The following is a 25,122-nucleotide window of genomic DNA, read 5'->3' as shown; positions in this document are numbered from 1 at the left end:
CCCGCAGGGGGGTGAAACTGCCTTTGACTTTGCGCTTTTAAGCCTTTGACCTTGCAGTCAGGCAGTCAGTCAGCCGCAAAAAAACTATCGAGAAAGCCCCAAGCCAACAAAAACCAGACAACAAAAAAACAAACGCAAGCACCAGAACGCCCCAAAGCAAATTCATCCAAACGCAATCCCCGGAGGAGACCCACCGTGCAACCCTGGACCCAGATCTACACACCGCTAGGCAGCCTATGGCTGTCCGCGCTAGCAGCCGCGCTACCCATCCTCTTCTTCTTCCTCGCCCTGGCGGTGCTCCGCATGAAGGGCCACGTGGCAGCAGCCATCACGCTACTGCTCGCGCTAGGCGTGGCGATCTTCGCCTACGGCATGCCCGTGCCGCAGGCGCTGGCCGCCGCGGGCTTCGGCTTTGCCTACGGCCTGTGGCCAATCGCGTGGATCATCGTGACCGCGGTGTTCCTCTACAAGATCGTGGTAAAGACCGGGCAGTTCGACATCATCCGCGCATCCGTGCTGGCCATCACCGATGACCAGCGCCTGCAGATGCTCCTGATCGGCTTCGCCTTCGGCGCCTTCCTGGAGGGCGCGGCGGGCTTCGGCGCGCCGGTGGCAATCACCGCGGCGCTGCTGGTGGGGCTGGGCTTCAACCCGCTCTACGCGGCGGGCCTGTGCCTGATCGCCAATACGGCCCCGGTGGCCTTCGGCGCCATGGGCATTCCCATCATCGTGGCGGGCCAGGTGACCGGCATCGACGCCATGCACATCGGCGCGATGGCGGGCCGGCAATTGCCGCTGCTGTCGCTGGCGGTGCCGTTCTGGCTGGTATTCATCATGGATGGCAAGCGCGGCGTGAAAGAGACGTGGCCGGCAGCGCTGGTGACCGGCGCCAGCTTTTCGGTGACGCAGTACTTCACCTCGAACCACATCGGGCCGGAGCTGCCGGACATCACCTCGGCGCTGGTGAGCCTGGTGTCGCTGACGCTGTTCCTGAAGGTGTGGCAGCCGAAGCGCGCAAGCCAGCGTGCCGGCGGCGTGGTGGCGACCGGCAGCGGCGGTGCCGCCGCGCTGGCGCGCATGGGCAGCGGGCTTGCCGCTGGCGCAGGTGCCGTCGGCAACGGCGCCGGCGACAATCGCCGCGCCTCGCCCTATACCGTGGCGCAGACCGTACGCGCCTGGGCGCCGTTCGGCATCCTCACCGCCATCGTTACCGTGTGGAGCCTGCAACCGTTCAAGGCGCTGTTCGCCGGCAACGGCGCGCTGGCCGGCTGGGTGCTGAAGTTCCATGTGCCGGCGCTGGACCAGTTGGTGATCAAGACCGCGCCGATCGTGGCGCAGCCCAAGGCCTACGAGGCAGTGCTCAAGCTGGACCTGGTATCGGCGGTGGGCACCGCCATCCTGCTGACCGCGCTGATCTCCGCCGTGCTGCTGCGCATGAAGCCGCGCGATGCACTGGCCGCCTTCGGCGAGACGCTGGCGGAACTGCGCCGCCCGATCCTGTCGATCGGGCTGGTGCTGGCGTTTGCGTTCGTCGCGAACTACTCGGGCATGTCGTCGACGCTGGCGTTGCTGCTGGCCGGCACCGGCGCGGCCTTTCCGTTCTTTTCGCCCTTCCTGGGCTGGCTGGGCGTGTTCCTGACCGGTTCGGATACGTCGTCCAATGCGCTGTTCTGCTCGCTGCAGAGCACCACTGCGCACCAGATCGGCGTGTCCGACACGCTGCTGGTGGCGGCCAACACCACCGGTGGCGTGACCGGCAAGATGATCTCGCCGCAATCGATCGCGGTGGCCTGCGCGGCGACCGGGCTGGTGGGCAAGGAATCGGAGTTGTTCCGCTTCACCGTGAAGCACAGCCTGCTGTTCGCGGTGATCGTGGGCATCATCACCCTGCTGCAGGCTTACGTGTTCACGGGCATGGTGCCGCACTGAGCGGGCACCGGCGCCTGCCGCGTGCAATGCGCGGCGGGCGCGGCGACGTTACTCGCTATCGTTGGCGGCGTCGCGCGGCAGGAACTGGTCGCCCTCGGCCAGCGGCGCGTAGCGGTAGGTGGCCGGGGTGCGGCTCAGCTTGATGGGCGCGCCCAGTCCCTTGTAGCCATCCGCCATCTCCACCACCATCTCGCGGTGAACGGTGTGCGGATGCTGCAAGGCGTCGGCCACCGACAGCACCGGCGCGCACGGCACGCCGGCAGCCACCAGCGTATCGGCCAGCACCTTCCCATCCAGCTTGCCCATGCGGGCTTCCAGTTCCACCTTCAGCAAGGCGCGGTTGACCGAACGCGCGCCCGCCGTGGCGTAGCGCTCGTCGTCGGCCAGCGCGGCCAGGTCCAGGTACTCGCACAGGATGCGGAACTGCCGGTCGTTGCCGACCGCGAGGAAGATCGGATCGGTGGCGGTGGCGACGGTGTCGTAGGGATAGATATTCGGGTGTGCGTTCCCGGTGCGGGTGGGCTCCTTGCCGTTCATGAACCAGTTCGCGGCATGCGGGTGCAGCAGCGACAGTCCCGAGTCGTACAGCGCCGCCTCGACGAACTGGCCGCGTCCGCTGCGCTCGCGCTCCTGCAGCGCCAGCAGCACGCCCAGCGCGGCATTCAGCCCGGTCACCATATCCACCACCGGCAAACCCACGCGCAGCGGATCGCCGCCGGCCTCGCCGTTGATGCTCATGATGCCTGCCATGGCCTGGATCGCCGCGTCGTAGCCGGGCAAGCCGCCCAGCGGGCCATCGGCGCCAAAGCCCGAGACCCGGCAGTGCACCAGGCGCGGGAAGCGCGCCGACAGCGCGTCAAAGCCCAGGCCCCACTTTTCCAGCGTGCCGGTCTTGAAGTTCTCGACCAGCACGTCGGCATCCGCCAGCAAGCCGAGCAGCACTTCGCGGTCTGCATCGGTGGTGAGGTCCAGGCGCATCACGCGCTTGTTGCGATTGAGCCCGAAGTAGTACGAGGCCACGCCATCCTTGAACGGAGGCCCCCAGGTGCGCGTGTCGTCGCCCTGGGGCGGTTCGATCTTGAGCACGTCGGCACCATGGTCGCCGAGGATCTGGCCGCAGAACGGGCCACCCAGGATGCGGGAGAGATCGACCACGCGGATGCCGGCGAGGGCGCCGGGGGATGCAGGGAGTTTGCTCATGAAATGGGTTTCCGTAGCTGCGGCGGTTGGCGGCGGTTGGCGGTTGACGATTGGCGTTTGAGCTCAGGCAGCCGCAGGGGCGCGCTCGAGCAGCTTGAAGGTGCCGGTGGCCAGCGCCAGCAACTCGCCCTGCTCGTCGCGGATCTCGCCGCGCGCGAAGCACAGGGAGCGGCCACGCCGCTCGCACCAGGCGGTGGCGGTCAGCTCGCCGCGCCCGGGTGCCGTGAAATGCACCGACAGGTCGATCGTCGCCACGCCAAAGCGCCGGGGATCGTGGCCGCGCGCGACGCAGGCCAGCGTGCAGTCGAGCAGGGTGGCCAGCGCGCCGCCATGCACGTCGCCGCGGCTGTTGGTGTGGTCCGGGTGATAGGGCATGCGCACGCGCGCCTCTTTGGCGTCGATGTGCACGCCGGTCAGCCCGAAGACACGGGCCATCGGCATCGGCAGGGCGAACAGCAGGCCTGGCGCCTCACCGGCGAATTCGTTGACGGGCGTGGGCTTGGATAAATCGGTCATATAAGGCGGGGTCGGTTGGGGGCGGTCAGGAAACGCAGGAACGAGGGACGGTCATGAAGTCCGGAGCGGGCACCGCTGCCTTGCTGTGCCCACGTACAGGCTTCATGCCATGAGGTGCGCAGAAACGCACGCTCGTTCGCAAACAACGATACTACAGCCGAACCGGCCATCGTTCATAGCCTTGCCTGGCCAGCGTCACCGCCGGGGCGCCGGCGTGGCCGCCCCGGCGCGGCTTGCTCAGTCCAGCTGCGCGCCCGATTTCTGCACCACGCCGCGCCATTTGGTCACCTCCGCCTTGACGAAGCTGCCGAGCTGCTCCGGCGTCGTCGAAGGCGCGAGTTCCAGGCCCTGCGCAAGCAAGGTCTTGCGCACTTCGGGCTGTTGCAGCGCTTCGGCAAAGGCATGATTGAGCCTGGTGATGACCGCCGGCGGCGTGCCTGCCGGCGCGACCACGCCGAAGAACACCGAGACGTCGAAACCGGGCACGCCCTGCTCGGCCACGGTGGGCACATCGGGCAGCGCCTGCGAGCGGCCCTTGGTGGTCACGCCCAGCACGCGCATCTTGCCGCTCTTGATAAAGGGCAGCGCGGTGAGCACATCGGTGAAGGCCATGCTGACCTGCCCGCCGAGCAGGTCGTTGAGCGCGGGACCGGTGCCCTTGTACGGGATATGGCGGAAGTCGGTGCCGGCCATGTTGTTGAACAGCACGCCCGCGAGGTGCGAGGACGCGCCGTTGCCGGAGGAGGCATAGGTGAGCTTGCCGGGATGTGCCTTGCCGTACGCGATCAGTTCGCTCACGTTCTTGGCGGGCACGGATGGGTTGACCACCAGCACGTTAGGCAGCTGCCCGATCTGGATCACCGGCGCAAAGCTCTTTACCGGGTCGTAGTTGATCTTGCGGTACAGGCTGACATTGATCGCCAGCGGGGCCGAGGTGCCGAACATCAGCGTGTAGCCATCCGGCTCGGCACGCGCCACCGCTTCGGCGCCGATGTTGCCGCCGGCACCGGCGCGGTTTTCCACCACCACGGTCTGGCCGAGGCTGCCCTTGAGCGCGGACGCCAGGGTGCGCGCCATCACGTCGGTGGGGCCGCCGGGCGGGTAGGTCACGATCATCATGATCGGCTTGGACGGGAATTCCTTCTGCGCCTGCGCGGGGGCCACGCCTACGCAGAGGGTGCAGGCGGCGACGGCCGCGATGCGTTGCCAGAGGGTCATGCTTGTCTCCTGGTTTAGGTCTTCTTCCGCCGGGCAGCCTATGCTGCGGCGGCCTGTGCGGCGCCGGTGGGCGCCACGGGGGCTGTCGGTTTTGCGGTACTGCGGAACTGCGGAACTGCGTCAGAAAAGGTTGACCTGCTCCACCTCGCCGGTGGCGCTCACGGCGCCGTTGGCGGGCGGCGCGATGGTGTCGGCCAGCCAGTCGGGTTCGGCCTCGCCGGCCAGCGGATCCTGGGGCAGCACGCGATGGCGCAGCACCAGCTGGGCCAGGCGCATGCGCCGTACCGAGCCGATGCGGCCGGCTTCCCAGGCCATGGCGACCGCGCTGGTCACGTGGTACAGCGCGGAGGCGGCCTGGCGCGCCAGTACGTCGCCATCGGCGCCGGCTTCGGCAGCGCGGGCGGCCAGCTTCGCGGCGCCGGCAATCGCCGCGGTGAACGTGGCGCGCGCCCCGGCATGCATCGGCGTGGCTTGCAGCAAGCCTGCGAGGTGGCGTTCCAGCACCGGCAGCGCGCCTTCGCGACGGATCGCGCGCAGCACGTCCAGGGCGACGATATTGCTGGTGCCCTCCCAGATCGAGCCAAGATGCGCGTCGCGCACCAGGCGCGGATCGCTCCATTCCTCGATATAGCCGCAGCCGCCACGCATTTCCATGGCGTCGCCGGTGACCTTGCGCGCATCGCGGCAGGCGCGGAACTTGATCAGCGGCGTCAGCACGCGCATCAGCGGATAGGCATCGGCCTCGCCGGCATCGGCGCGGCGCAGTGCCTCGGCGGTCTGGAACACCATGGTGCGGGCCTGCTCGGTGGGCAGCACGAGCTTGAGCAGCTGGCGGCGCATCAGCGGCATGTCCAGCAGGCGCTTGCCGAAGGCGCGGCGCTCGCGCGCGATGAACTGGCCCTCGGACAGGGCGCGGCGCATCAGGCCGGCCGCGCGCACGCCGTTGGACAGGCGCGAGTTGTTGATCATGTCGGCCATCTGCACGAAGCCCCGGCCCAGTTCGCCCACCAGGTAGGCATGGGCGCCTTCGAGGCGGATCTCGCCGCTGGCCATGGAGCGCGTGCCGAGCTTGTCCTTCAGGCGGATGATGCGGTAGTGATTGGCGCTGCCGTCGGCCAGCGTGCGCGGCAGCAGGAACAGCGACACGCCCTTGATGCCGGCAGCGGCCTCGCCGTTCTCGTCTTCGACGCGGGCCAGCACCATCGCCAGCGCGGCGTCCGGGTTGGAGCAGAACCACTTGTCGCCCGACAGGCGCCAGCCGCCTTCGGCCTGCGCGTCGCGGGCGGCGCGCGTGGTGGTCGCGGCCACGTCGGAGCCGGCGCCCTGCTCGGTCATGAACATGGCGCCCTGGTACAGGTCCTCGAAGACCTGGGTAGTGAGATTGGGCAGGAAGCGCTCAACCACCGCCGGATCGCCGAACTTGCGCAGCGTGCGGGTGAGCGAATCGGTCATCGACAGCGGGCAGCACAGGCCGAACTCGGCCTGCACGAACAGGTAGGTCAGCGCATACTTGGCCGCGGCGGGCATCGGCTTGTCCCAGCCGAGCACGCCGCCGCGGTGCGATGCCGCCGCCAGGCCGAACTCGGAGAACGCTACCTTCTCAAGCTCCACGTAAGCGGGATGCTTGTCGATGCGTTGCGCATCGATGCCGGTGCGGGTCCGGTGCGACAAGGTGGGCTTGTTCTGGTCGGCGATATGCGCGAGTTCGTCCAGCACGCCGCCGGCCAGCGCGCCCATGCGATCGAGGTGGGGCAGCAGGTGGGCGAACAGGTCCGGCGGGAGATACAGCGGCAACAGCGCGCGAAGATCCGGATCGCTGGCAAACAGGTTGACGCCCTGCTGGTCCGGCACCGGATGGGCTGGCGTGGCCGTGGCGGCGGGTGCGGTGGTGGCGGAAGTGGCAGTTTGGCGCGCTGCGCTGGTCTGCATGAGGTGTCTCCTGAGTTTGCCGGCGCGTGACGCCGGGTCCAAAGCCAGACCGGCCCCTGGGCGGACGCTCCAGGCTGCTGGCGGGCGGTTCTTGCGCGGTGTGGTGGTTTTGCTGTCTCTTGCTGCTTGTTTTGTGCTTTTACCGGCCGTTTTTAGCGGGCAGGGCATCTGCGCGGGCCCTGGGCCGTGGCATCGCGCGCGGGGCGGCGGACGGATGCTCTGTCTGCATTATTCAAAGCCCGGCGATTCGTGTCTAATTCTAAAATTGGCTTGGTCCATATAATTTCTGTATCGCTATGGAATTCCGTCACCTGCGCTACTTCCTTGTGCTCGCCGAGGAGCTGCATTTCGGCCGTGCCGCTCGCCGGCTGTCGATCTCCCAGCCGCCGTTGTCGCTCAATATCCAGCAGCTGGAAGCTTCGGTGGGCGCCCGCCTGTTCGAGCGCGACAGCCGCGGCGTGCGCCTGACCGCCGCCGGCCGGGCCTTCCGGGAATCGGCCAGCGCGCTGCTTGCGCAGGCCGAGGAAGCCCGCCTGCTGGCGCGCGAGATCGAGGCCGGCGCGGTGGGACGGCTGCGCATCGGCTTCGTCGGCTCAATGTTGTACCGTGGCCTGCCCCAGCGCCTGCGCGCATTCCAGGCCAGCTACCCCGGCATCCAGGTGGCGCTGACCGAACTCAACTCGCAGGAGCAGATCGACGCGCTGCTGCACGACGGGCTGGATGCCGGCTTCATCCACACCAACCGCGTCCCGGACGAGCTCGCCACCGCGCTGGTGCACAGCGAGCCGTTCCTGTGCTGCGTGCCCGATGACCATCCACTGGCCAACCAAGCCTCCGTAGCGCTTGGCGAGTTGCGTGGCGAGCCTTTCGTACTGTTCTCGCGCAAGGCTTCGCCCGACTATTACAACCGGATCTTCGAGATGTGCGCGGCGCAGGGCTTTTATCCGCAGATCCGGCATGAGGTGCGGCACTGGCTGTCGGTGGTGTCGCTGGTGTCGCAAGGCACCGGGGTGGCCGTGGTGCCGGCGGCATTGCAGCACTCGGCGATGGCGGGGGCGGTGTTCCTGCCGCTGGCGCAGGCGACAGTGCCGTCGGAGGTGTATTGCGTGTGGAAGGCCGGGCCGGATGATCCGGCGAGGGACCGGTTCCTGGAGATGGTGAGAGGGGATGAGGGGTGAGGGATGAGGCAGGAGGACAGCGCAGTTCGCGCAGGGTGCTTTCGGTGCTTTCGGTGCTTTCGGGTTTGAGTGGGCATCGCAGCGCCCCTATGGCGAAAGCCCCGGCACAAGAAGAAAAATGCCACCTGCTTTACCGGCAGGTGGCACATCAAATACGCGTGGAACGGGGTGTTCAGCGTGCAAACAGCTTACCCCCTGGCCATGCCCCCACCAATAACGCAATTGCGTTATTCGCCCCCCTCCCGAAGCAGGGGACTGCGGCAGGAGAAAAGCGCCGGCAGCCCGGGCATCCCCGGCTGCCGCCGGCCTCAGAACCCTTCGACCGCGACGCTCGCATGCCCGACATTGGGCGCCGCCGCGAAGTATTCGCCAACCAGCTTGCGCCACTCGGTGAAATCCTCGGATTCGCGGAAATCGACCATATGGTTCTCGACCGTCTCCCACTTCACTTCGAGGGTGTAGTGCGAGGGATTCTCGATCGACCTGAGCAGGCGCATGGCGTGACAGCCGCGGGCGCGCTTGAAGAGCGGCGCCGCCTTCGCCACACCCGCCTCGAACGCCGATTCCGAACCCGGCTTGATCTGGAACTGCGCTATTTCGAAAATCATGTCTTGTGCTCCCTGTTAGCGTGGCTTGGCCGCCCTGGGCCAGCGCCGGGTGTGTGCCGACTCGCATTCTATGACAGGGGGCAACATCCCGTCGCGCGACGCCGTCCGTCCCCCGGCAATGTCCGCTTCCGCAAGCGCAAGTGCCCGTTGCCAGCGGAAGATTTGCGGCAGCAACATGGCAACGGCCAGAAAGCCGAACACAGGCATGCAAATCGGCTACAATAGGAACGATTTTCATTTACCAACCCTGGTGTGAGTTTGCCGACCGCGTGCCGTGCCTCGCGCCAACGGACTGGAAGCCACATGCGGTTGTCTGACCTTGCGCGGCGCACCGCCGCTGTCATCGTGTCTGTCGATGACAACTCTCCTAACGATCCGGTAGCTCGCCGCCTGCGCGAACTCGGCTTTGTGCCGGGCGAAGCCGTACAGGTCATTGCACTGGGACCGTTCGGCATGGATCCCCTTGTCGCCCAGGTTGGCTTTACCCGGTTTGCATTGCGCCGCGCCGAAGCGGCCCGCATTACCGTGGAAGCGGTCAGCGCTTCCGTCTCCAGCATCACGCCGGCAGCGCAGCCAGACGCGCCCGCCGTCAAACGCTCCGCTGCCTGACCGGGCACCTGCCAAGAATATGTCTGTCGCCTCCCCGACTTCCGCTTCCCAGCGTCCCGCTCTGCGCGTTGCGCTGGTGGGCAATCCCAACTGCGGCAAGACCGCCCTGTTCAATCGCCTGACCGGCAGCCGCCAGAAGGTGGCCAACTATGCGGGCGTCACCGTCGAGCGCAAGGAAGGCCATTTCGTTTCGCCGGCCGGGCGCCAGGTGCGGGTGCTCGACCTGCCGGGCGCATACAGCCTGCACGCGGCCAGCCTGGACGAAGCCATCACGCGCGATATCTGCCTGGGGCAGCGCCCGGGCGAGCCCCGCCCCGACCTGCTGGTGTCGGTGGTGGATGCCACCAACCTGCGCCTGCACCTGCGCTTCGTGCTGGAGCTGCGCCGCCTCGGCCTGCCGATGGTGCTGGTGCTCAATATGAGCGACGCCGCGGCCAAGCGCGGCATCCACATCGATCGCGACAAGCTGTCCGCCGCGCTCGGCGTGCCGGTGGTGGCGACGGTGGCCGTCAGGCGCGATGGCGCCGCCAACCTGCTGGCCGCGCTCGACGCCGCCCTGCCCGCGGCGCCGCAGGCCGCCGCCGAAAGCGCTTCCGACCTGGACGTCCACCAGGAGGTCAAGCGCCTGCTGGATGCGTCCGTCACGATGCCGACGCGCACCGCCGCCATGGACGACCGGCTCGACCGCATCCTGCTGCACCCGGTGTTCGGGCTGCTGATCCTGGCCGTGCTGCTGTTCCTGATGTTCCAGGCGGTGTTCTCGTGGGCCGCGCCGCTGATGGACGGCATCGAGGGCGGCGTGCACTGGTTCGGCGAGATCGTCGGCAGCCACCTGCCAGAAGGCATGCTGCGCAGCCTGCTGGTGGATGGCCTGATTGCCGGCCTGGGCGCCGTCATCGTGTTCCTGCCGCAGATCCTGATCCTGTTCCTCTTTATCCTGACGCTGGAAGAATCCGGCTACCTGCCGCGCGCAGCCTTCCTGCTCGACCGGCTGATGATGGGCGCGGGCTTGTCCGGCCGTTCCTTTATCCCGCTGCTGTCGAGCTTTGCCTGCGCGATTCCCGGCATCATGGCCACGCGCACCATCCAGGACCCGCGCGACCGCCTGGCGACCATCCTGGTGGCGCCGCTGATGACCTGCTCCGCGCGCCTGCCGGTATACGCACTGCTGATCGGCGCCTTCATCCCGGCGCGCACGGTGATGGGGCTGTTCAACCTGCAGGGGCTCGTGCTGTTCGCGCTCTATGTGGCGGGCATCGTGAGCGCGCTGGTGGTGGCCTATGTCCTGAAGTATTTCCGCCGCGACCGCACCGACCACCCGCTGATGATGGAGCTGCCCTCGTACCGCATCCCCAATGCGCGCGACGTGGCGATTGGCCTGTGGGAGCGTGCCCGCATCTTCCTGTCCCGCGTGGGCAAGGTGATCCTGACGCTGACGGTGCTGCTGTGGTTCCTGGCCACGTTCCCGTCGCCGCCGGACGGCGCCACCGCCCCGGCCATCGACTACAGCTTCGCCGGCATGATCGGCCGGGCGCTGGAGCATGTTTTTGCCCCGATCGGCTTCAACTGGCAGATCTGCATCGCGCTGGTGCCGGGCCTGGCCGCGCGCGAAGTCGCCGTGGGCGCGCTGGCCACCGTCTATGCGCTGTCCGGCAGCGAGGACGCCATGGCCAGCCAACTGGTGCCGATGATCGCCGCGCAATGGTCGCTCGCCACGGCGCTGTCGCTGCTGGCCTGGTACGTGTTCGCGCCGCAATGCATCTCCACGATGGCGGTGATCCGGCGCGAGACCGGCTCCTGGAAGATGATGGCGGCCTCGACCGCCTACCTGGCGGGGCTGGGCTACGCGGCAGCCTTTGCCACTTACCACATCGCCCTGATGTTCAGCTAACCAGCACCCTGACATGAACCTCTACCACGCCGTCGAAACCCTGCTGGTGCCCTTGATCGTGCTGGTCTGCGCGCTCTCCGTGCTGGCGCGCTATGCGCCGCGCACGCGCGAGCGGGTCAAGGCGTGGCTGGCGGCAAGCCTGGGCGGCAGCGCCGCCACCGGCTGGCGCCAGCGCGCCGTGGCATGGCTGGCACCGCAGGCCGCGGCCGGCTGCGCCAGCGGCTGCGACAGCGGCGGGTGCAATACCTGTGGCTCCAGCACGGCGCAGGGCGAGCAGCCGGCGCCCGGCAAGCAGGGCGGCGAGCAGGTCATCCGTTTCGTGGCCAAGCGCTGAAACACCTTCAAGACCCATCGCGAACCCTCCTTCCGGTCCACGCAGAAACGGGTACGCCCTGAGGTTCGCCGGGGCTGAATCCCGGCATTTCCCGCCTCCTTTCCCCCTCCGCCTGCGCCGGTCTTACGCATCCCGCCAGGAAGCCTGGGCCAGGCAGTCTCCACAGTGTTGCGCCAAGGTCCAGGCTCTCATGCACGAGCAGTTGCCGGATTCCCACCGCGTTACGGTATTTTCCCGAATGCCAGGCCAACCTCTCCTTGCTTGTGCAGTGCGCCGGCAATGACAACGGCGCCCGGCAGATAAACATGCCGGGCTCCGCGTCAAAGCTGAGAAGGCGTACAGGAAGACCTGGCCCTTGTATCAGATCACCGTTCCCGGAATCGTGATCGTGATCGGCTGAAGCTCAGGGCCGGCCGTGCAGGTTGCCGTCACGGAGAAGTCGCCAAGCGCCAGGGGCGTCACTACGATCTGCGCGGCATCGACGCCAGGCCCGAACGTCACGTTTGCGCTGCTGGTCCAGCCCCAGCCGGTGCAGTTGAGGGTGGGGCTTGCCGCACCGAAGAACATAAGCTTGGCGCTGACTGGAATGGGCACCGGCAGCGACAGCAGTAGCTTCAGGGGCTGCGGCCCGCTATACACCAGCGCCCATTTCGGCTGCTCCGTCACCGTCAGGCTGGCCTTGGGCGTACTGGATATCTTGGAACTTGCAGCCGTCACCAGCAACTGGCTCTGCACGGTGGGCGTGCCAATCACGATATTGCTGCTCACCACGGCTTGCCGCGTGGCCGGAGTCGCGGAGACGGATAGTGTCGGAGAAGCGATCGCATAGCTCCAGGTGCCGTCGAAGTCCGCGGTGGAATCATGTGAGTCGCTGCGGATCACGCGGGCGCCAAAGGTCTGCGGATAGCCATTGAGCACGGTCAGCGTACTGATCGGCGTTCCCCCCTGCGACAGTTCGAGCTGGTACGTGTAGCTGGTGTTCTTCTGCACCGTCACCAGCATTTGCCCGCTGACGGGACTGCCGTTGGGCGCGGTGACCGACACGGTGACCGTGCCGACCGCTTCGGTCGTATCAGAGCTGTTGACCCCCTTGAGCGAAGCCGAGTTCTGCGTGGCACTGACTTGCACGTTGGAAATCGAACTGGCCCAGGCCCAGTCATGCACGGCCGCGCTGACGTCGTTGCCGTTGCCATCGACCAGCTTCGCCGTGACTGGCTGCACCTGGCCGTCGACCAGCGACAGGACCGGATTCGACAACGCCAGGTTGTAGCTGACGGTGCCCGGCTCCACGGTCACTGTCGCGGTCTGTGCGGGCAACTGCGTGGTGGTGTTGTCGGCCGCCTTGACGCTGGCGACCACCTGTATGGTGGCCGTACCCACCGCCACGCCTGTCACGGTGGCGCTGCCGCNCCTGTATGGTGGCCGTCCCCCCCGCCACGCCTGTCACGGTGGCGCTGCCGCTTGCAGCGGCGGCAGGGACCACGGTGGCCACTGTATCGACTGACGAAGTCCAGGCAAAGGCGGTGGAAGAGGTCACGTCCGTGCCCTTGCTGTCCACCACCGAGGCTGACATCGAAATGCTGCGTCCCACGCCCACCTGTCCCGAGGTCATCGTGAGCGTTACCGAGTATTTCAACGGTGCCGTATCGGCCGCGGTGCTCGCTGTGCTGGGCGCGGCCGAATTTCCGCCGCCGCCCCCGCCACCGCAACCCGCCACCAGCAATGCCATGGCGGTACAGGCCAGCCATGCCGGCCACCTCTTGGTGTTTGTCATGATGTCTCCCCCGTATAGCGTCCTGTCCGCGGGCCATGCCGAATAAGGCAAAGGCGCAGGTGCCGAATCTCGTTTTCCGGACGCGCCAGCTGGGAAAATGGCGGAATCGCTGGTCACGTCGCTTACCAGACTAGTCAGGATGTGCGGACTGCTGTACCAGCCATACGGTTGAGGGTTCGAGGCTTATGTGCGGCAGCGCTCATCCCCGCGCCGCCATCCGTCAGGGTGAAATGCGAAACGCGCACCTTTGCGGCTCAGGCCCACCCGAAGACGACGTGGCGGCGCCCTTGACGCCCGCGCGTCAACTCGACTACTCTTGCCAGATGCTTGCCGCTTCGCTGGCGACAGGCATGCAACGCAAGTGATCACACAACCACGGAAGCCGCGCCATCCGGACCGCTTCCCGCACCGCACGCAATGCACCAAGCCACCTGCTCCCACCGCCAGGCCGCCGATGCTTCCAGCATCGCCGCAGCCGTGCGCGTGCCGGCAGCAGGCCGCGTGGCGGGCACCGCCATTGCTCCGGCGCTATCGGCGCCGCGTCTCTCCTCCTCGCTACTGCTAGACCTACCGATCGGTTGCCGGGCCTAGTGCCTCGTGGCAGTTCGGCAGCCTCGCGCCACCCTTTTTCCGCCATGGCGTTTTAGCGCTCTGGCCTATTGTGTCTTGCATCTTCCCGCGAGGAAGGAGAACCGTCATGATGTTGCGCAACCCCGCCGCCAAGTACCGCCCCGCCGTTGCCGTCGAAATCGCCGACCGCACCTGGCCCGACCAGCGCATCACGCGCGCGCCGATCTGGATGAGCACTGATCTGCGCGATGGCAACCAGGCCCTGATCGAGCCGATGAACCCGCAGCGCAAGCTCCGTTTCTTCGAGCAACTGGTGAAGATCGGCCTGAAGCAGATCGAGGTGGCGTTCCCCTCGGCATCGCAGACCGATTTCGATTTCGTGCGAATGCTGATCGAGGAAGACCGCATTCCGGATGACGTGACCATCGTGGTGCTGACGCAGGCGCGCGAGGACCTGATCCGCCGCACCATCGATTCCGTGCGCGGCGCGGCTCGCGCCGTGGTGCATCTCTACAATCCCATCGCTCCCGCGTTTCGCCGCATCGTGTTCGGTGCCAGCCGCGAGGAGGTCAGGGAGATCGCCCTGGGAGGCACGCGGCTGATCAAGGCGTTGACCGATGCCATGCCCGAGACGGCATGGAGCTACGAATACTCGCCGGAAACCTTCAGCATGACCGAGCTGGATTTCTCGCTCGAGGTCTGCGATGCGGTGTCCGCGATCTGGCAACCGAGCGCTGCGCGCCCCCTTATCCTGAACCTGCCGACCACGGTGGAATGCAGCACGCCCAATATCTTCGCCGACCAGATCGAATGGATGCACCGCCATCTCGCAAGGCGCGCTGACATCGTGCTGTCGGTCCATCCGCACAATGACCGCGGTACCGCCGTGGCTGCCGCCGAGCTGGCCGTGATGGCCGGCGCGGATCGCGTGGAAGGTTGCCTGTTTGGCAACGGCGAGCGTACCGGCAATGTGGACCTGGTCACGCTGGCGCTGAATCTCTACACGCAGGGCGTGGACCCTGCGCTCGATTTTTCCGATATCGACGAAGTACGCCACTGCGTGGAGCATTGCAACCAGCTCCCGGTGCATCCGCGGCACCCCTATGTGGGCGACCTCGTCTTCACGGCGTTCTCGGGCTCGCACCAGGACGCGATCCGCAAAGGCTTCGCCCAGCAGAAGCCTGACGAGATCTGGGAAGTGCCCTACCTGCCGATCGACCCGGCCGACCTTGGCCGCAGCTACGACGCGGTGATCCGCGTCAACAGCCAGTCCGGCAAGGGCGGCATGGCCTACCTGCTGGAACAGGTGCATGGCATCTATATGCCGCGGCGCCTGCAGATCGAGTTCAGCCGCGCGGTGCAGGCAATGACCGACGAAAGCGGGCTCGAAGCCAGCGCCGACGACCTCTACGGCTTGTTCCAGCGCGAGTATCTCGAACACGCCGCGCCGTTGCGCTATGTGGGCCACCAGATGGTGTCCGATAGCGATGGCCAGGTGGAAATCGAAGTGGCATTGCTGCGCGACGGCGAGGCCGTCAGCGTGCGCGGCCGGGGTAACGGCCCGATCGATGCTTTCGTCGGCGCCTTCGCCGGCGCGCTCGATGCGCCGGTGCGCGTGATGGATTACCACGAGCACGCGCTGTCGTCCGGCGCCAATGCCGCCGCGGCTTGCTATGTGGAAGTGCGTGTTGGCGATTCCGCCACCGGCTTCGGCGCCGGCATCGATGCCAATATTGTCACGGCGTCGCTCAAGGCAGTGGTGTCCGGCGTGAACCGCCACCTGCGCGCCACCAGTCAGTCGCAACGCGAGCAAGCCCTGGCCGGCTGAGGTCCACCGCGGAAAAACCGGTGTGCCCCGCCCCCACGGGGCCCGCCCGGAAAGACGCCCTTGGCGGGACGCCCACGACATGCTCGTTGCTTGACTGTGTGCACAGCGTAAGGGGCGCCGGTGCCGGTTGCCACGAATATTTGCGCATGTCCTTAGAACCCCGGAGCGGGATTGGAAATGCGAAAGTCCAGCGGCTTGCCCACGATCCCGCCTGACAACCAGACAGCGGCTGTGGCGACGCAGCGACGCACATGCACGCGCGCGCCACCGATGCGGCTCTTCTTGCTTTCGGTCAAGGCTTGGCTGGGAACCCTACGCCACACTGAGCGTGAAGTTTCCCTACTACACGAGCCAACCATCATGAAGAAGCGTCTGTCCACCCGCCTTTCCACAACCGTTGTTGCTGCCATCGCCCTGCTCGGCAGCGTTGCCGCGGCGCCCGCCATGGCAGCGTCCGACGAAGCCCAGGGCAACTGGATGGTGCGCCTGCGCGCCACCTATCTGGACATGGCGGACAAGTCGGACCCGATCGGCGGCGTTGGCGCATCGGACCGCATCACGGTCAACAACAAGTGGATCCCGGAACTCGACGTCACCTACTTCTTCACGCCGCACATCGCCGCGGAACTGGTGCTGACCATTCCGCAGAAGCAGAACGTCTACCTCGATGGCAACAAGATCGGTTCCTTCACCCATCTGCCGCCGACGCTGCTGGTGCAATATCACTTCATCCCCAACGGTACCTTCCGCCCCTATGTGGGCGCGGGCCTGAACTTCACGCGGATCTGGGGCGCCGATATCGCCAATAACTCGCTATCACTCGACAGCTGGAGCGTGGCGCCTGCCTTGCAGATCGGCATGGACTACAAGGTCACCAAGAACTGGTTCCTCAATGCCGACATCAAGAAGGTGTGGCTGTCGAGCGACGTCAAGGCGGCCGGCGTCAAGGTCTCGAACGTGAGCCTGGATCCGTGGCTGTTCAGCATGGGTGTGGGCTACCGCTTCTAAACACCTCGAACACGTCGAGCTCTTCGAATACCTCGAACGCCTCGAACGCTTTAGCCGGCCTTCGAGGCACGCGCGGCAGATCCCCCGTCAGGCCCTTGCCTGACGGGGGATCTGCCGCAATGCGTCCCGATTCAAGCCGTAGAAACGCGCGACCACAGCCATCTCGGAACCGGCGCCAAGCAGCGCTTGCGCCGACCGCCGGCTGTGCAAGACCTTCGGGATGTTGGCGAGGAAAACGCTCGTCACGTCCGGGTCGAATTGCGTGCCTGACCCCGCCGAGACGATGGACAGCGCATCGTCGTCCGTCATGCCGGGACGATAGCAGCGCGCCTCGGTCATGGCATCGAATGCATCGGCAACGGCCACGATGCGAGCGGCCAGCGGGATCTCCTGGCCGGCCAGCCCACACGGATAGCCCGTGCCGTCAAAGCGCTCATGGTGATGATGCGCGACCTGCGATGCGAGCCGCATCAGCGCATTCGAACTACCCGCAAGCAGGTTCGCGCCGATCTCGGCGTGGCGCTCGATCACCTGTCTCTCTTCGGGAAGCAACTTGCCGGGCTTGAGCAGCACGGCGTCCGGGATGGCGAGCTTGCCGACGTCGTGCGCCGGCGTGGCGAGCCGAATGCGCTCGCACTCCTCGGCACGCAGTCCGACCATTTCCGCAAGGCCGGCCGCAATCGTCGCGGTGCGAACCAGATGGCCAGAGGCATGCGGATAACGCAAGCAGCCTGCCAGCGTCAGGCTGGCCAGCGTGACAACCGCATGGTGGTTCGTAGTCATAGTTCTGAAGTGGTGCAGATCGCAACGGCACCGGCATGGCCAGGTGGATGCCATGCCGGGCAATCGCGGCATTCGCCGCATAACGGCGAATGGCATCTGGCAAAGCGCGAGATTCTATGCCTGGACTGGCATCTCGCCAATAGGCAATAGCCGGTTATCGCCAGGGATCCGGTGAAACACGCGTGGCGGGCCGACGGCGCGGTGAGCGGGAACAGGGAATGCGATGGCCCGCCAGTGCGAACGTACGCCAGCCCGCACGTCGATGAGAGCGCGGCAAAAGAAGAAAGGCCCCGCATCACGGGGCCCTATTGCATTGCAGCCTTCCCGAAGAAGCCCGCCTAGCGGAACGCCGGTTCGTCGAAGCTACGCAGCTTGCGCGAGTGCAATTGTTCGGCACCACCTTCGCGCAGGATACGAATCGCTTCCAGCCCGATCGACATATGCTGGCTCACCCGCTGCCGGTAGAACGCATTCGCCATGCCCCGCAGCTTGAGCTCACCGTGCAGCGGCTTGTCGGACACGCACAGCAGCGTGCCGTACGGCACCCGCAGGCGGAAGCCGTTGGCCGCGACCGTAGCGCTCTCCATGTCGATGGCGATGGCACGCGACTGGTTGAAGCGGGCGTACAGCGCCTTGGACTTCAGCTCCCAGTTGCGGTCGTCGGTGGAAACCACCGTGCCGGTGCGCATGCGGGTTTTCATTTCATTGCCGGACAAGCCCGTCACTCGCACCACGGCCTCCTGCAGCGCGACCTGGATTTCGGCGATGGGAGGTACCGGTACCCACGGCGGCAGGTCATGATCGAGTACGTGATCGTCGCGCACATAGGCGTGCGCCAGCACGTAGTCGCCCAGTTGCTGCGAGCGGCGCAGGCCGCCGCAGTGGCCGACCATCAGCCAGCAGTGCGGACGCAGCACGGCAAGGTGGTCGGTCATGGTCTTGGCGTTGGACGGACCCACGCCGATATTGACCAGCGTGACACCGAGCTTGTCCTCGCGCACCAGGTGATAGGCGGGCATCTGCGGCAGCGCGCGCGGACGCTGGGCGTCGTCGGGCTCGGCCGCGCCGCGCTCCTGGATCACGTCGCCGGGTTCGACGAAGCGCACGTAGCCGTCGGCGCCCTGCGCATCTTCGGCCCCCATCAGCGAGCGGCCAAGCGCGATGAATTCATCGACGTAGCGCTGGTAGTTGGTGAACAGCACGAAGCGCTGGAAGTGCTGTGGCGCGGTGCCGGTGTAGTGGTAGAGACGCTGCAGCGCCAGGTCCACGCGCTCGCCGGGGAACATCGAGAGCGGCCAGGCCTCGCCCGCCACCGGCTCATAGGTACCGTTGGCGATGGCATCGTCGATGCGGCTCAGCTCGGGCAGCACGAAGGAGGCTTCCAGCTCGCGCGCCTGGGTGTAGCTGATGTCCGTGGTGGAGGCTTCGATGACGAAGGGCAGCGGGATCGGGCGCCGGCTCACGCCGACCACCACGGGCACGCGGTGGTAGCGTATCAGGCGCTCGATCTGGTCCCGGTAGTAGTCCGCCAGCAGTTCGGGCCGGGTGACCGTGGTGCCGTACACGCCGGGGTAGGCGACTGTGCCCCAGGATGGGCGGCTGTCGGTGACCATGGTTTCGAGATTGACCGAGATGCCGAGGTAGGGGTAACAGGCATGTGCCGCTGACGGCAGTGGCTGTCCCTTGGCAAAGGCATCGAAACGCGCGCGGATGGCGCCGACCGAGGCATCGTAGATTTCACGGATGCGGGCCAGCGCGGCATCGGCGTCGCTGAACTCGGCCAGCTGATCGGCCGGATGGGCGGAAGAGAAGATCGAGGCATTCATGGTGTCCATGATACCCCGCCACAGCATGGTAGCAACATGGCCTGTCGCAAATTGACGGCCCTGCGCGCGCTCGCTACACTGCCAGCAGTCTTTCGCGGCCTCGGGCCGCACTCGCCTCGAGACGCCCCCCCACAAGAAGGGCAGCGCCGAGTTGCAGTATGTGCTTGCATGGGGAGCCCTGATGGAAATCCGCAATCTGCTGCCAGAAGAAACCGAGGCAGCCAGACAACTCCTTGCGGCCAACGGGTGGGCACACCGGGTCGCCAATACGGAACGCTTCGCCCGCCTGATCGCCAACTCGCAACGGGTGGTGGTGGCGGTGGATAACGGTGAAGTCGTAGGTTTCGCGCGCGCCTTGTGCGACGACATCTCCAACGGCTATCTGTCGATGGTCGCGGTGGCACCGAGCCATCGCCGGCGCGGCATCGGGCGCGCCCTGGTGCGCCAGATCGTCGGCAACGATCCCGACATCACCTGGGTGCTACGCGCCGGACGCTCGTCCGAGGCGGCCTTCTTCGGCCAGCTAGGCTTCGTGCCTTCGCTGGTGGCCATGGAGCGCCGGCGCACCTGAGTGGCGCAAGACGGCCCCCAACACCTCACACGCAACGCCATGGCTTCTTCCACCGGTTGGTTTCATTGGGCATTGCTGTCGGCTGTTTTCGCCGCGCTGACGGCGATCTTTGCCAAGATCGGGCTGGAGGGCATTAATTCCGACCTCGCCACCCTGGTGCGCACCGCGGTGATCATCGTGGTGCTGAGCATCTTCGTGGTGCTGACCGGCAAGTGGAGCAACCCGCTCGCGCTGCCGCCCCGGACCTGGATCTTCCTGGTCCTTTCGGGACTGGCCACCGGCGCCTCCTGGGTGTGCTACTTCCGGGCACTGAAGATCGGCGATGCCTCGAAGGTGGCGCCGGTGGACAAGCTCAGCCTGCTGCTGGTGGCGGTGTTCGCCGTGATTTTCCTCGGCGAGCGCCCCAGCCTGCGCGAGTGGGCCGGCATCGCTCTCGTGGGAGCCGGCGTGCTGGTGCTCGGGTTCAAGCGCTGAGCGGCGCCCGCGCCGCCCGGATTCCTCACCGGTCCGCGGCGCCGGCACGAAGATACGACAGCACCGGTGCCAGTTGCGGCAGCGCCGGCGCCTGCTGGCAGGCGAGTGCACCAGCACACCACGGATAGGGCAGCCGCGCCAGCCAGCCGTCGAGCACCGGTTGCGCGGTGTCGGGGGGCAATACTTCCATGGCCTCGATCACGATGGCGAGGGCTTGCACGCGCGGGTTGCCCGGCCCGGAGAATTCCCATGCGTAGCTGCCGCAGCCCACACGTACGCCGCCGGTGGCCTTGTCGGTCATGCCGACCAGCCAGTCGCAGGCATAGCGCTGCGCATCCGCTGCGGGCCGGGCTTCGGCCAGGCAAAACGTGTAGACATTGTCGTAGCTCTGGCCAAAGCGCCGCACCAGCACATCGCTGATGGCGGCCAGGCCCTCGCTGCGCGCGGGGAAGGCGATGGCCGCGGACTTGACCGTCATCTCCAGCGTGGCATCGGCGGCGAAGGCCTGCGCCATCAGGTGGGGACGGTTTTCATCCTTTGCGCGGATGTAGGCGCGGATCAGAGCCTGGGGGTCGAGGGAGCCGGGAAGCGCCGAGGCGGCGGGTGCGTTCATGCTGTGCCTTGCGTGCGTCCGCGCATGGCCGTGGGCCGGGGCGCGGCGAAAGTTGGGTGGATGCCGGCATGGTAGCCCGTCTCCGGTGCCCGGGGCGCTGCGGCCCTGCCGCCAGCAAGGTTGACCGAGGGCGCGCCCCGCCCCATCCAACACATCCGATGCGCAGCGCCAGGCCCGGCAAGCTGCCCTACGCGGTTCGCTGCAAGGCCATGCCGTGCAGGTGGATCGCACGGCAAGGCGGCACTCATGGATTATTCGGGCTGGATGTTCGCGGCCTTGATGATGCGGCCCCACTTGGCCGATTCCTGCGTCTGGAACCTGGCCAGTTCCGCCGGCGTGCTGGTGAACACTTCAGTACCGGTGGACTGGTAGAAATTGGCCGCGGTGTCGCTCCTGGCGGCCTTCACCATCAGCGCGTTGAGCTTGTCCACCACCGGCTGCGGCGTTTTGGCCGGTGCGTAGGCGGCGAACCAGTAGCTCATCTCATAACCCTTGACGCCCGCCTCGTCGATGGTCGGCACATTGGGCGCAAGCGGCGAGCGGGTCTTGCCCGACACGCCCAGCGCCTTGAGCTTGCCGCTCTTGACCTGGGGTAGTCCGGTGGCGGTATCGGTGATCATCATCTGGATCTGGTTGCCCAGCAGATCCGTGACCGCGAGCGGATTGCTCTTGTAGGGCACGTGCAGCAATTGCACATGCGCCATCTGCTGGAACAGCTCGCCTGCGATACGCGAGGACGAGCTGCCGCTGCCGAAGCTGAGCTTGCCCGGCTCCTTCCTGGCCAGCGCGATGAAGTCTCCCACGCTATTGACCGGCAACTGGGGGTTGACCACCATGATCTGGCCGCCACGGCCCAGTGCTGTCACCGGAACGTAGTCCTTGACCGGATCGTAAGGCAGCTTCTTGAACAGGTGCTCGTTGGCCGCATGCGTGGTGTTGCTGGTGATCAGCACGGTATAGCCGTCGGGGCTGGCCTTGGCCACGTCACTGGCGGCGATAAAGCCGTTGGCGCCGGGCTTGTTGTCGACCACCACCGTTACCTTGGCATCCAGCGTGATGGCCTGGCCGATCGCGCGGGCGAGCTGGTCCGTCGCGCTGCCGGCGGCGAAAGGCACCACGAAGCGGATCGGCTTGTCCGGGAACTCCGCGTGCGCCGGGCCGGCCAGCAGCGCGAGCGCGGCGGCGGCGATGCCGGTGACCGCCTTCAGGACGGAAGCGGGCTTGGTGTATGCGGACATCTTGAGTCTCCTGTTCGAATCTCGAATCGTTTTGATTTGTGATGCGTGGTTGGTGGTTTGTCGCTTGCGGTCTGGATCCGGCGTTTCAGCCGGCGCCGGCCAGGCGCGGCGGCAAGGGAATTTCCAGTTGCAGCAGCAGGAAGGACAGCGCCTTGCCGTGCGTGTCCAGGTTGAGCGCATCGTTGACGCCGCCGTCGAGCACGCCGTCGATGACGAAGTTCATCGCCTGCAGCGAGGGCACCAGGTAGCGTCTGACCGCAGACGGCCGCCGGTAGCTGAACAGTGCCGCCACGGCGTCTTCGGTGACATGGGCGGCGAGATGGTCGAAGTCGCGCGGGTCGTAGGCGATCACGCTGATATTGGAGCGATCGCCCTTGTCGCCCGTGCGTCCGTGCGCAAGCTGATAGAGCGCAAGGGTGGCAGCGGTGGTGGCAGCGGCAGCCGGCGTGGCGGTATTGGAGGTGGTGGGGTTCATGGCAGCAGAGTGTGGCTTGCGGTGACGGCGCTGCGCGGCACCAGGCAGGACATGGCATTCAGGCGCGCGCGCAGCGCGGTGCGCACGCCACCGCCGCCGGCGGGTCCGCAGGTATAGAGCGCATTGACCTCGCGCAGCAGCGTTTCCGCCACGGACTTGTCCTCATGCGCCAGCGCGGCGCGCAGCCGCACGTCCCGCGCCTGCGCCTCGCCGGCTTGCGGCTGTTGCAACAGGCGGCCGCCATCGTCGGCGAACACGCTCAGCACGCCGATCAGGTCGAAGCGGATCGGCGCCGCGTGGCCCAGCAGGTCCATGCGCTTGCGCACGATCTCCGCGGCCAGGCGCGCGCGCGCCGCGGCGTTGGGGCCGGCGTAGGAAATCTCGCCCTCGGCGATCCAGCCGCCTTCGTAGAACAGGTTGGCCTTGAGCTGTCCGGGCCGCTCGCGGCCGCGCACATTGCGCACGGCCACGCGGTCGGGGCCGACCTGTTCGACCGTGGCCGCGCTGATATCGGCGATCACGTCGGGCGTGAGATAGGCGGCAGGGTCGTGCACTTCATACAGCAACTGTTCCTTGACCGTGCGCAGGTCCACGCAGCCGCCGGTGTCCGCCGCCTTGCCCACCTCGATATTGCCGTCTTCATCCAGGCGCACGATGGGATAGCCGACGGCGTGCACATCCGGCACGTCCTTCATGCCGGGATCGGCGAAATAGCCGCCGGTGACTTGCGCCCCGCATTCGAGCAGGTGGCCTGCCATGGTGGCGCGCGCCAGGCGGTCCCAGTCCTGCCATGACCAGCCGAAATGCGCCATGGCCGGGCCGACCGCCAGGGCGGGATCGGCCACGCGGCCGCACACCACCACCTGCGCGCCGGCGGCCAGCGCATCGGCAATGCCCTGCGCCCCGATGTAGGCGTTGGCGCAAACAAAGCGCGCCTCGGGAAAATCGGGGCCGACGATCTGGCGCAGGACGGCGCGGCCGGCCTCGTGCGAAAGATCGTCGCCCTCCACCACCGCCACCCGTGGCGGCGCCAGGCCGAGCTCCGCCGCCAGTGCGCGCACGCGCTGCGCGGCGGCATGCGGATTGGCCGCGCCGAAATTGCCGACGATGGGAATGCCATTGGCCAGGCACAGCCCCAGCACGGGCGCCAGCAGCGCGTCGAGCAGCGGTTCATAGCCATGGGCGGGGTTGCCGCGGCGCGCCAGCTGGGCCAGCGCCAGCGTGCGCTCGGCCAGGGTCTCGAACATCAGCACGGCTGGACCGCCCGCTGCGATCAGGGACCGCACCACGGGCAGGGCGGCGTCGGTGCGGTCGCCGGAGAAGCCGGCGCCTGAGCCAATCAGCAGAGGAGCGGTCATAGGATGGAAGCCTGGTGATGGCCTGAAAAAAGCTTGGGTGATGAAGTACGGGCCCCGATGAGCACGTCCGAGGAAGTCATTCTAGACGTGTCATCCTCAACCAAAAAACGGATAATTTGGATTAATCTATCGTTTTTTCAGCTGAATCGGGCGCCTGCCAATGAACCTCTCGGTCAAACACCTGCGCGCCTTCGTGGCCTTGGTCACGCACCGCAACTTCACGCGCGCCGCGCAGGCCTGCCACCTGTCGCAATCGGCCTTCAGTGCACTCATCCAGACGCTGGAGGAACAGGCCGGCACGCGGCTGTTCGAGCGCACCACGCGGCATGTGGAACTGAGCGTGGAAGGCCGGCGCTTCGAGGAAGTGGCCACGCGCCTGCTGGCGGACTTCGAGACCGCCTTCGCGGAACTGCGCGACCACGCCGAACGCCGCAAGGGGCGGGTTTCGATTGCGGCGCTGCCCTCCCTGGCCGCGGGCGACCTGCCGCCGATCCTCGCGGCCTTCCACCAGCGCTATCCCGGCATCGCCATCGAACTGTTCGACCTGCTGGCGGACGGCTGCATCGACCTGGTACGGCGAGGCCGCGCGGACTTCGCGCTGGCGCCCGCCCCAGCGCAGGACGGCGACCTGCGCATCGAGCCCCTGGTGACGGACAGCTTCCACCTGGTTTGCCCGGCGGACCATCCGCTGGCGCGCCGCCGGCGGGTGGCCCCGCAAGCGCTTGCGGGCCTGCCCTTTATCCAGCTCTCGCGTACCAGCAGCGTGCGCCAGCACCTGGACGCCGCGCTGCATCCGCTCAAGCTCAACGGGGTGATGGAAGTGGAACACCTCGCCACCGTAGCCGCACTGGTAGCGGCGGGGCTCGGCGTGACGGTGGTGCCCGCGCTGGCGCTGTTCCAGTTCCAGCAAGAAAGCCTGGCGATCCGGCCCCTGCAATTACCCTCCCTGGTGCGCGAGATATGCCTGGTGCGGCTGAAAGAAAGAGGAGACTCGGTAGCGGCAGCGGCGATGATCGAAGCCTTGCAGGCGCATTTCAGGAGTGGCGGAAGCGGCAAGGCTGCAGCGACGATGCGCTAACGGCAACAGCCTGGCGAATGTGGAACTCGCGCCTGACAAACAAAGCCTGAAGGATTGGGGGTGGTTTGATGTTTTTTGCTTCGGCTTCGGCTTCGGCTTCGGCTGCTTAAATTC

21 protein-coding genes are annotated in these 25,122 nt (G+C 66.8%); 10 read left to right on the top strand and 11 right to left on the bottom strand.

What is annotated here, in order from left to right; all coding sequences use genetic code 11:
• Positions 1–195: 195 nt before the first annotated feature.
• Positions 196–1,929 carry a lactate permease LctP family transporter gene (locus CF70_RS07560; RefSeq protein WP_035862636.1) on the top strand — a complete coding sequence of 578 codons (1,734 nt, stop codon included), beginning with the start codon at positions 196–198 and terminating at the stop codon, positions 1,927–1,929.
• 48 nt (positions 1,930–1,977) lie between these two features.
• Here CF70_RS07560 and CF70_RS07555 read toward each other — a convergent pair whose 3' ends face one another.
• The 4 genes from CF70_RS07555 to CF70_RS07540 form a co-directional block, all read right to left on the bottom strand.
• Complete coding sequence (locus CF70_RS07555; protein ID WP_035862633.1) at positions 1,978–3,129, bottom strand: CaiB/BaiF CoA transferase family protein; 1,152 nt, start codon at positions 3,127–3,129, stop codon at positions 1,978–1,980.
• Between the two features lie 63 nt (positions 3,130–3,192).
• On the bottom strand, positions 3,193–3,645 hold the full coding sequence (locus tag CF70_RS07550; protein ID WP_035862629.1) for a PaaI family thioesterase: 453 nt from the start codon (positions 3,643–3,645) through the stop codon (positions 3,193–3,195).
• A 237-nt stretch (positions 3,646–3,882) separates the two neighbouring features.
• Positions 3,883–4,863 carry a Bug family tripartite tricarboxylate transporter substrate binding protein gene (locus CF70_RS07545; RefSeq protein WP_035862626.1) on the bottom strand — a complete coding sequence of 327 codons (981 nt, stop codon included), beginning with the start codon at positions 4,861–4,863 and terminating at the stop codon, positions 3,883–3,885.
• A gap of 120 nt (positions 4,864–4,983) precedes the next feature.
• Positions 4,984–6,792, bottom strand: coding sequence for an acyl-CoA dehydrogenase family protein (locus tag CF70_RS07540; RefSeq protein ID WP_035862625.1), 1,809 nt, complete (start codon positions 6,790–6,792; stop codon positions 4,984–4,986).
• 296 nt (positions 6,793–7,088) lie between these two features.
• On the opposite strand from CF70_RS07540, the gene CF70_RS07535 reads away from it, so the two are divergent.
• Entirely contained in the window at positions 7,089–7,970 is an 882-nt protein-coding gene (locus tag CF70_RS07535; RefSeq protein WP_035862623.1) for a LysR substrate-binding domain-containing protein, read from the top strand.
• Between the two features lie 308 nt (positions 7,971–8,278).
• Here CF70_RS07535 and CF70_RS07530 read toward each other — a convergent pair whose 3' ends face one another.
• Entirely contained in the window at positions 8,279–8,578 is a 300-nt protein-coding gene (locus CF70_RS07530; RefSeq protein WP_035862620.1) for an antibiotic biosynthesis monooxygenase family protein, read from the bottom strand.
• 303 nt (positions 8,579–8,881) lie between these two features.
• Between CF70_RS07530 and CF70_RS07520 the strand changes: the two genes are divergently transcribed.
• The 5 genes from CF70_RS07520 to CF70_RS07495 all read left to right on the top strand — a co-directional run bounded on the left by CF70_RS07520 (position 8,882) and on the right by CF70_RS07495 (position 16,592).
• Entirely contained in the window at positions 8,882–9,187 is a 306-nt protein-coding gene (locus CF70_RS07520) for a FeoA family protein (RefSeq protein ID WP_035862617.1), read from the top strand.
• Between the two features lie 19 nt (positions 9,188–9,206).
• A complete protein-coding gene (gene feoB / locus CF70_RS07515; RefSeq protein ID WP_035862615.1) occupies positions 9,207–11,078 on the top strand; it encodes a ferrous iron transport protein B in 1,872 nt (623 codons plus the stop codon).
• A 13-nt stretch (positions 11,079–11,091) separates the two neighbouring features.
• A complete protein-coding gene (locus CF70_RS07510; RefSeq protein ID WP_035862614.1) occupies positions 11,092–11,412 on the top strand; it encodes a DUF6587 family protein in 321 nt (106 codons plus the stop codon).
• Positions 11,413–13,886: 2,474 nt separating this feature from the next.
• Positions 13,887–15,584: a 2-isopropylmalate synthase gene (gene leuA / locus CF70_RS07500; protein WP_035862640.1), complete on the top strand. Its 1,698-nt coding sequence runs from the start codon at positions 13,887–13,889 to the stop codon at positions 15,582–15,584.
• 360 nt (positions 15,585–15,944) lie between these two features.
• Complete coding sequence (locus tag CF70_RS07495) at positions 15,945–16,592, top strand: OmpW/AlkL family protein (protein WP_035862612.1); 648 nt, start codon at positions 15,945–15,947, stop codon at positions 16,590–16,592.
• 87 nt (positions 16,593–16,679) lie between these two features.
• Here CF70_RS07495 and CF70_RS07490 read toward each other — a convergent pair whose 3' ends face one another.
• Together CF70_RS07490 and CF70_RS07485 are read right to left on the bottom strand one after the other, a co-directional pair.
• Positions 16,680–17,429 (bottom strand): HD-GYP domain-containing protein, encoded by a 750-nt coding sequence (locus CF70_RS07490; RefSeq protein WP_235184934.1) that lies wholly within the window; start codon positions 17,427–17,429, stop codon positions 16,680–16,682.
• Between the two features lie 284 nt (positions 17,430–17,713).
• The gene (locus tag CF70_RS07485; protein WP_152561723.1) at positions 17,714–19,210 is read right to left on the bottom strand and encodes an AMP nucleosidase; all 1,497 of its coding nucleotides are present in this window, start codon (positions 19,208–19,210) and stop codon (positions 17,714–17,716) included.
• Between the two features lie 172 nt (positions 19,211–19,382).
• Between CF70_RS07485 and CF70_RS07480 the strand changes: the two genes are divergently transcribed.
• Both CF70_RS07480 and CF70_RS07475 read left to right on the top strand, forming a co-directional pair.
• Positions 19,383–19,772, top strand: a complete 390-nt coding sequence (locus CF70_RS07480; protein WP_035862606.1) for a GNAT family N-acetyltransferase — start codon at positions 19,383–19,385, stop codon at positions 19,770–19,772.
• 39 nt (positions 19,773–19,811) lie between these two features.
• Positions 19,812–20,246, top strand: a complete 435-nt coding sequence (locus tag CF70_RS07475) for an EamA family transporter (protein WP_035862605.1) — start codon at positions 19,812–19,814, stop codon at positions 20,244–20,246.
• 25 nt (positions 20,247–20,271) lie between these two features.
• Here CF70_RS07475 and CF70_RS07470 read toward each other — a convergent pair whose 3' ends face one another.
• From CF70_RS07470 to CF70_RS07455, 4 genes are all read right to left on the bottom strand, one after another.
• Positions 20,272–20,859: a nuclear transport factor 2 family protein gene (locus CF70_RS07470; protein WP_035862602.1), complete on the bottom strand. Its 588-nt coding sequence runs from the start codon at positions 20,857–20,859 to the stop codon at positions 20,272–20,274.
• A gap of 251 nt (positions 20,860–21,110) precedes the next feature.
• Positions 21,111–22,097: a Bug family tripartite tricarboxylate transporter substrate binding protein gene (locus CF70_RS07465; RefSeq protein ID WP_035862600.1), complete on the bottom strand. Its 987-nt coding sequence runs from the start codon at positions 22,095–22,097 to the stop codon at positions 21,111–21,113.
• 85 nt (positions 22,098–22,182) lie between these two features.
• A complete protein-coding gene (locus CF70_RS07460; protein WP_035862598.1) occupies positions 22,183–22,572 on the bottom strand; it encodes an AtuA-related protein in 390 nt (129 codons plus the stop codon).
• The gene (locus tag CF70_RS07455; protein WP_035862595.1) at positions 22,569–23,930 is read right to left on the bottom strand and encodes an acyclic terpene utilization AtuA family protein; all 1,362 of its coding nucleotides are present in this window, start codon (positions 23,928–23,930) and stop codon (positions 22,569–22,571) included. The genes CF70_RS07460 and CF70_RS07455 overlap by 4 nt, the downstream gene beginning before the upstream one ends.
• Before the next feature lie 160 nt (positions 23,931–24,090).
• Here CF70_RS07455 and CF70_RS07450 point away from each other — a divergent pair, with 160 nt between their 5' ends.
• Positions 24,091–25,008 carry a LysR family transcriptional regulator gene (locus tag CF70_RS07450; RefSeq protein WP_035862593.1) on the top strand — a complete coding sequence of 306 codons (918 nt, stop codon included), beginning with the start codon at positions 24,091–24,093 and terminating at the stop codon, positions 25,006–25,008.
• The last annotated feature ends 114 nt before the right edge of the window (positions 25,009–25,122 follow it).

Source organism: Cupriavidus sp. SK-3 (assembly GCF_000611145.1).
Classification (GTDB): domain Bacteria; phylum Pseudomonadota; class Gammaproteobacteria; order Burkholderiales; family Burkholderiaceae; genus Cupriavidus.
This window is presented reverse-complemented; position numbering and strand designations above follow the sequence as displayed.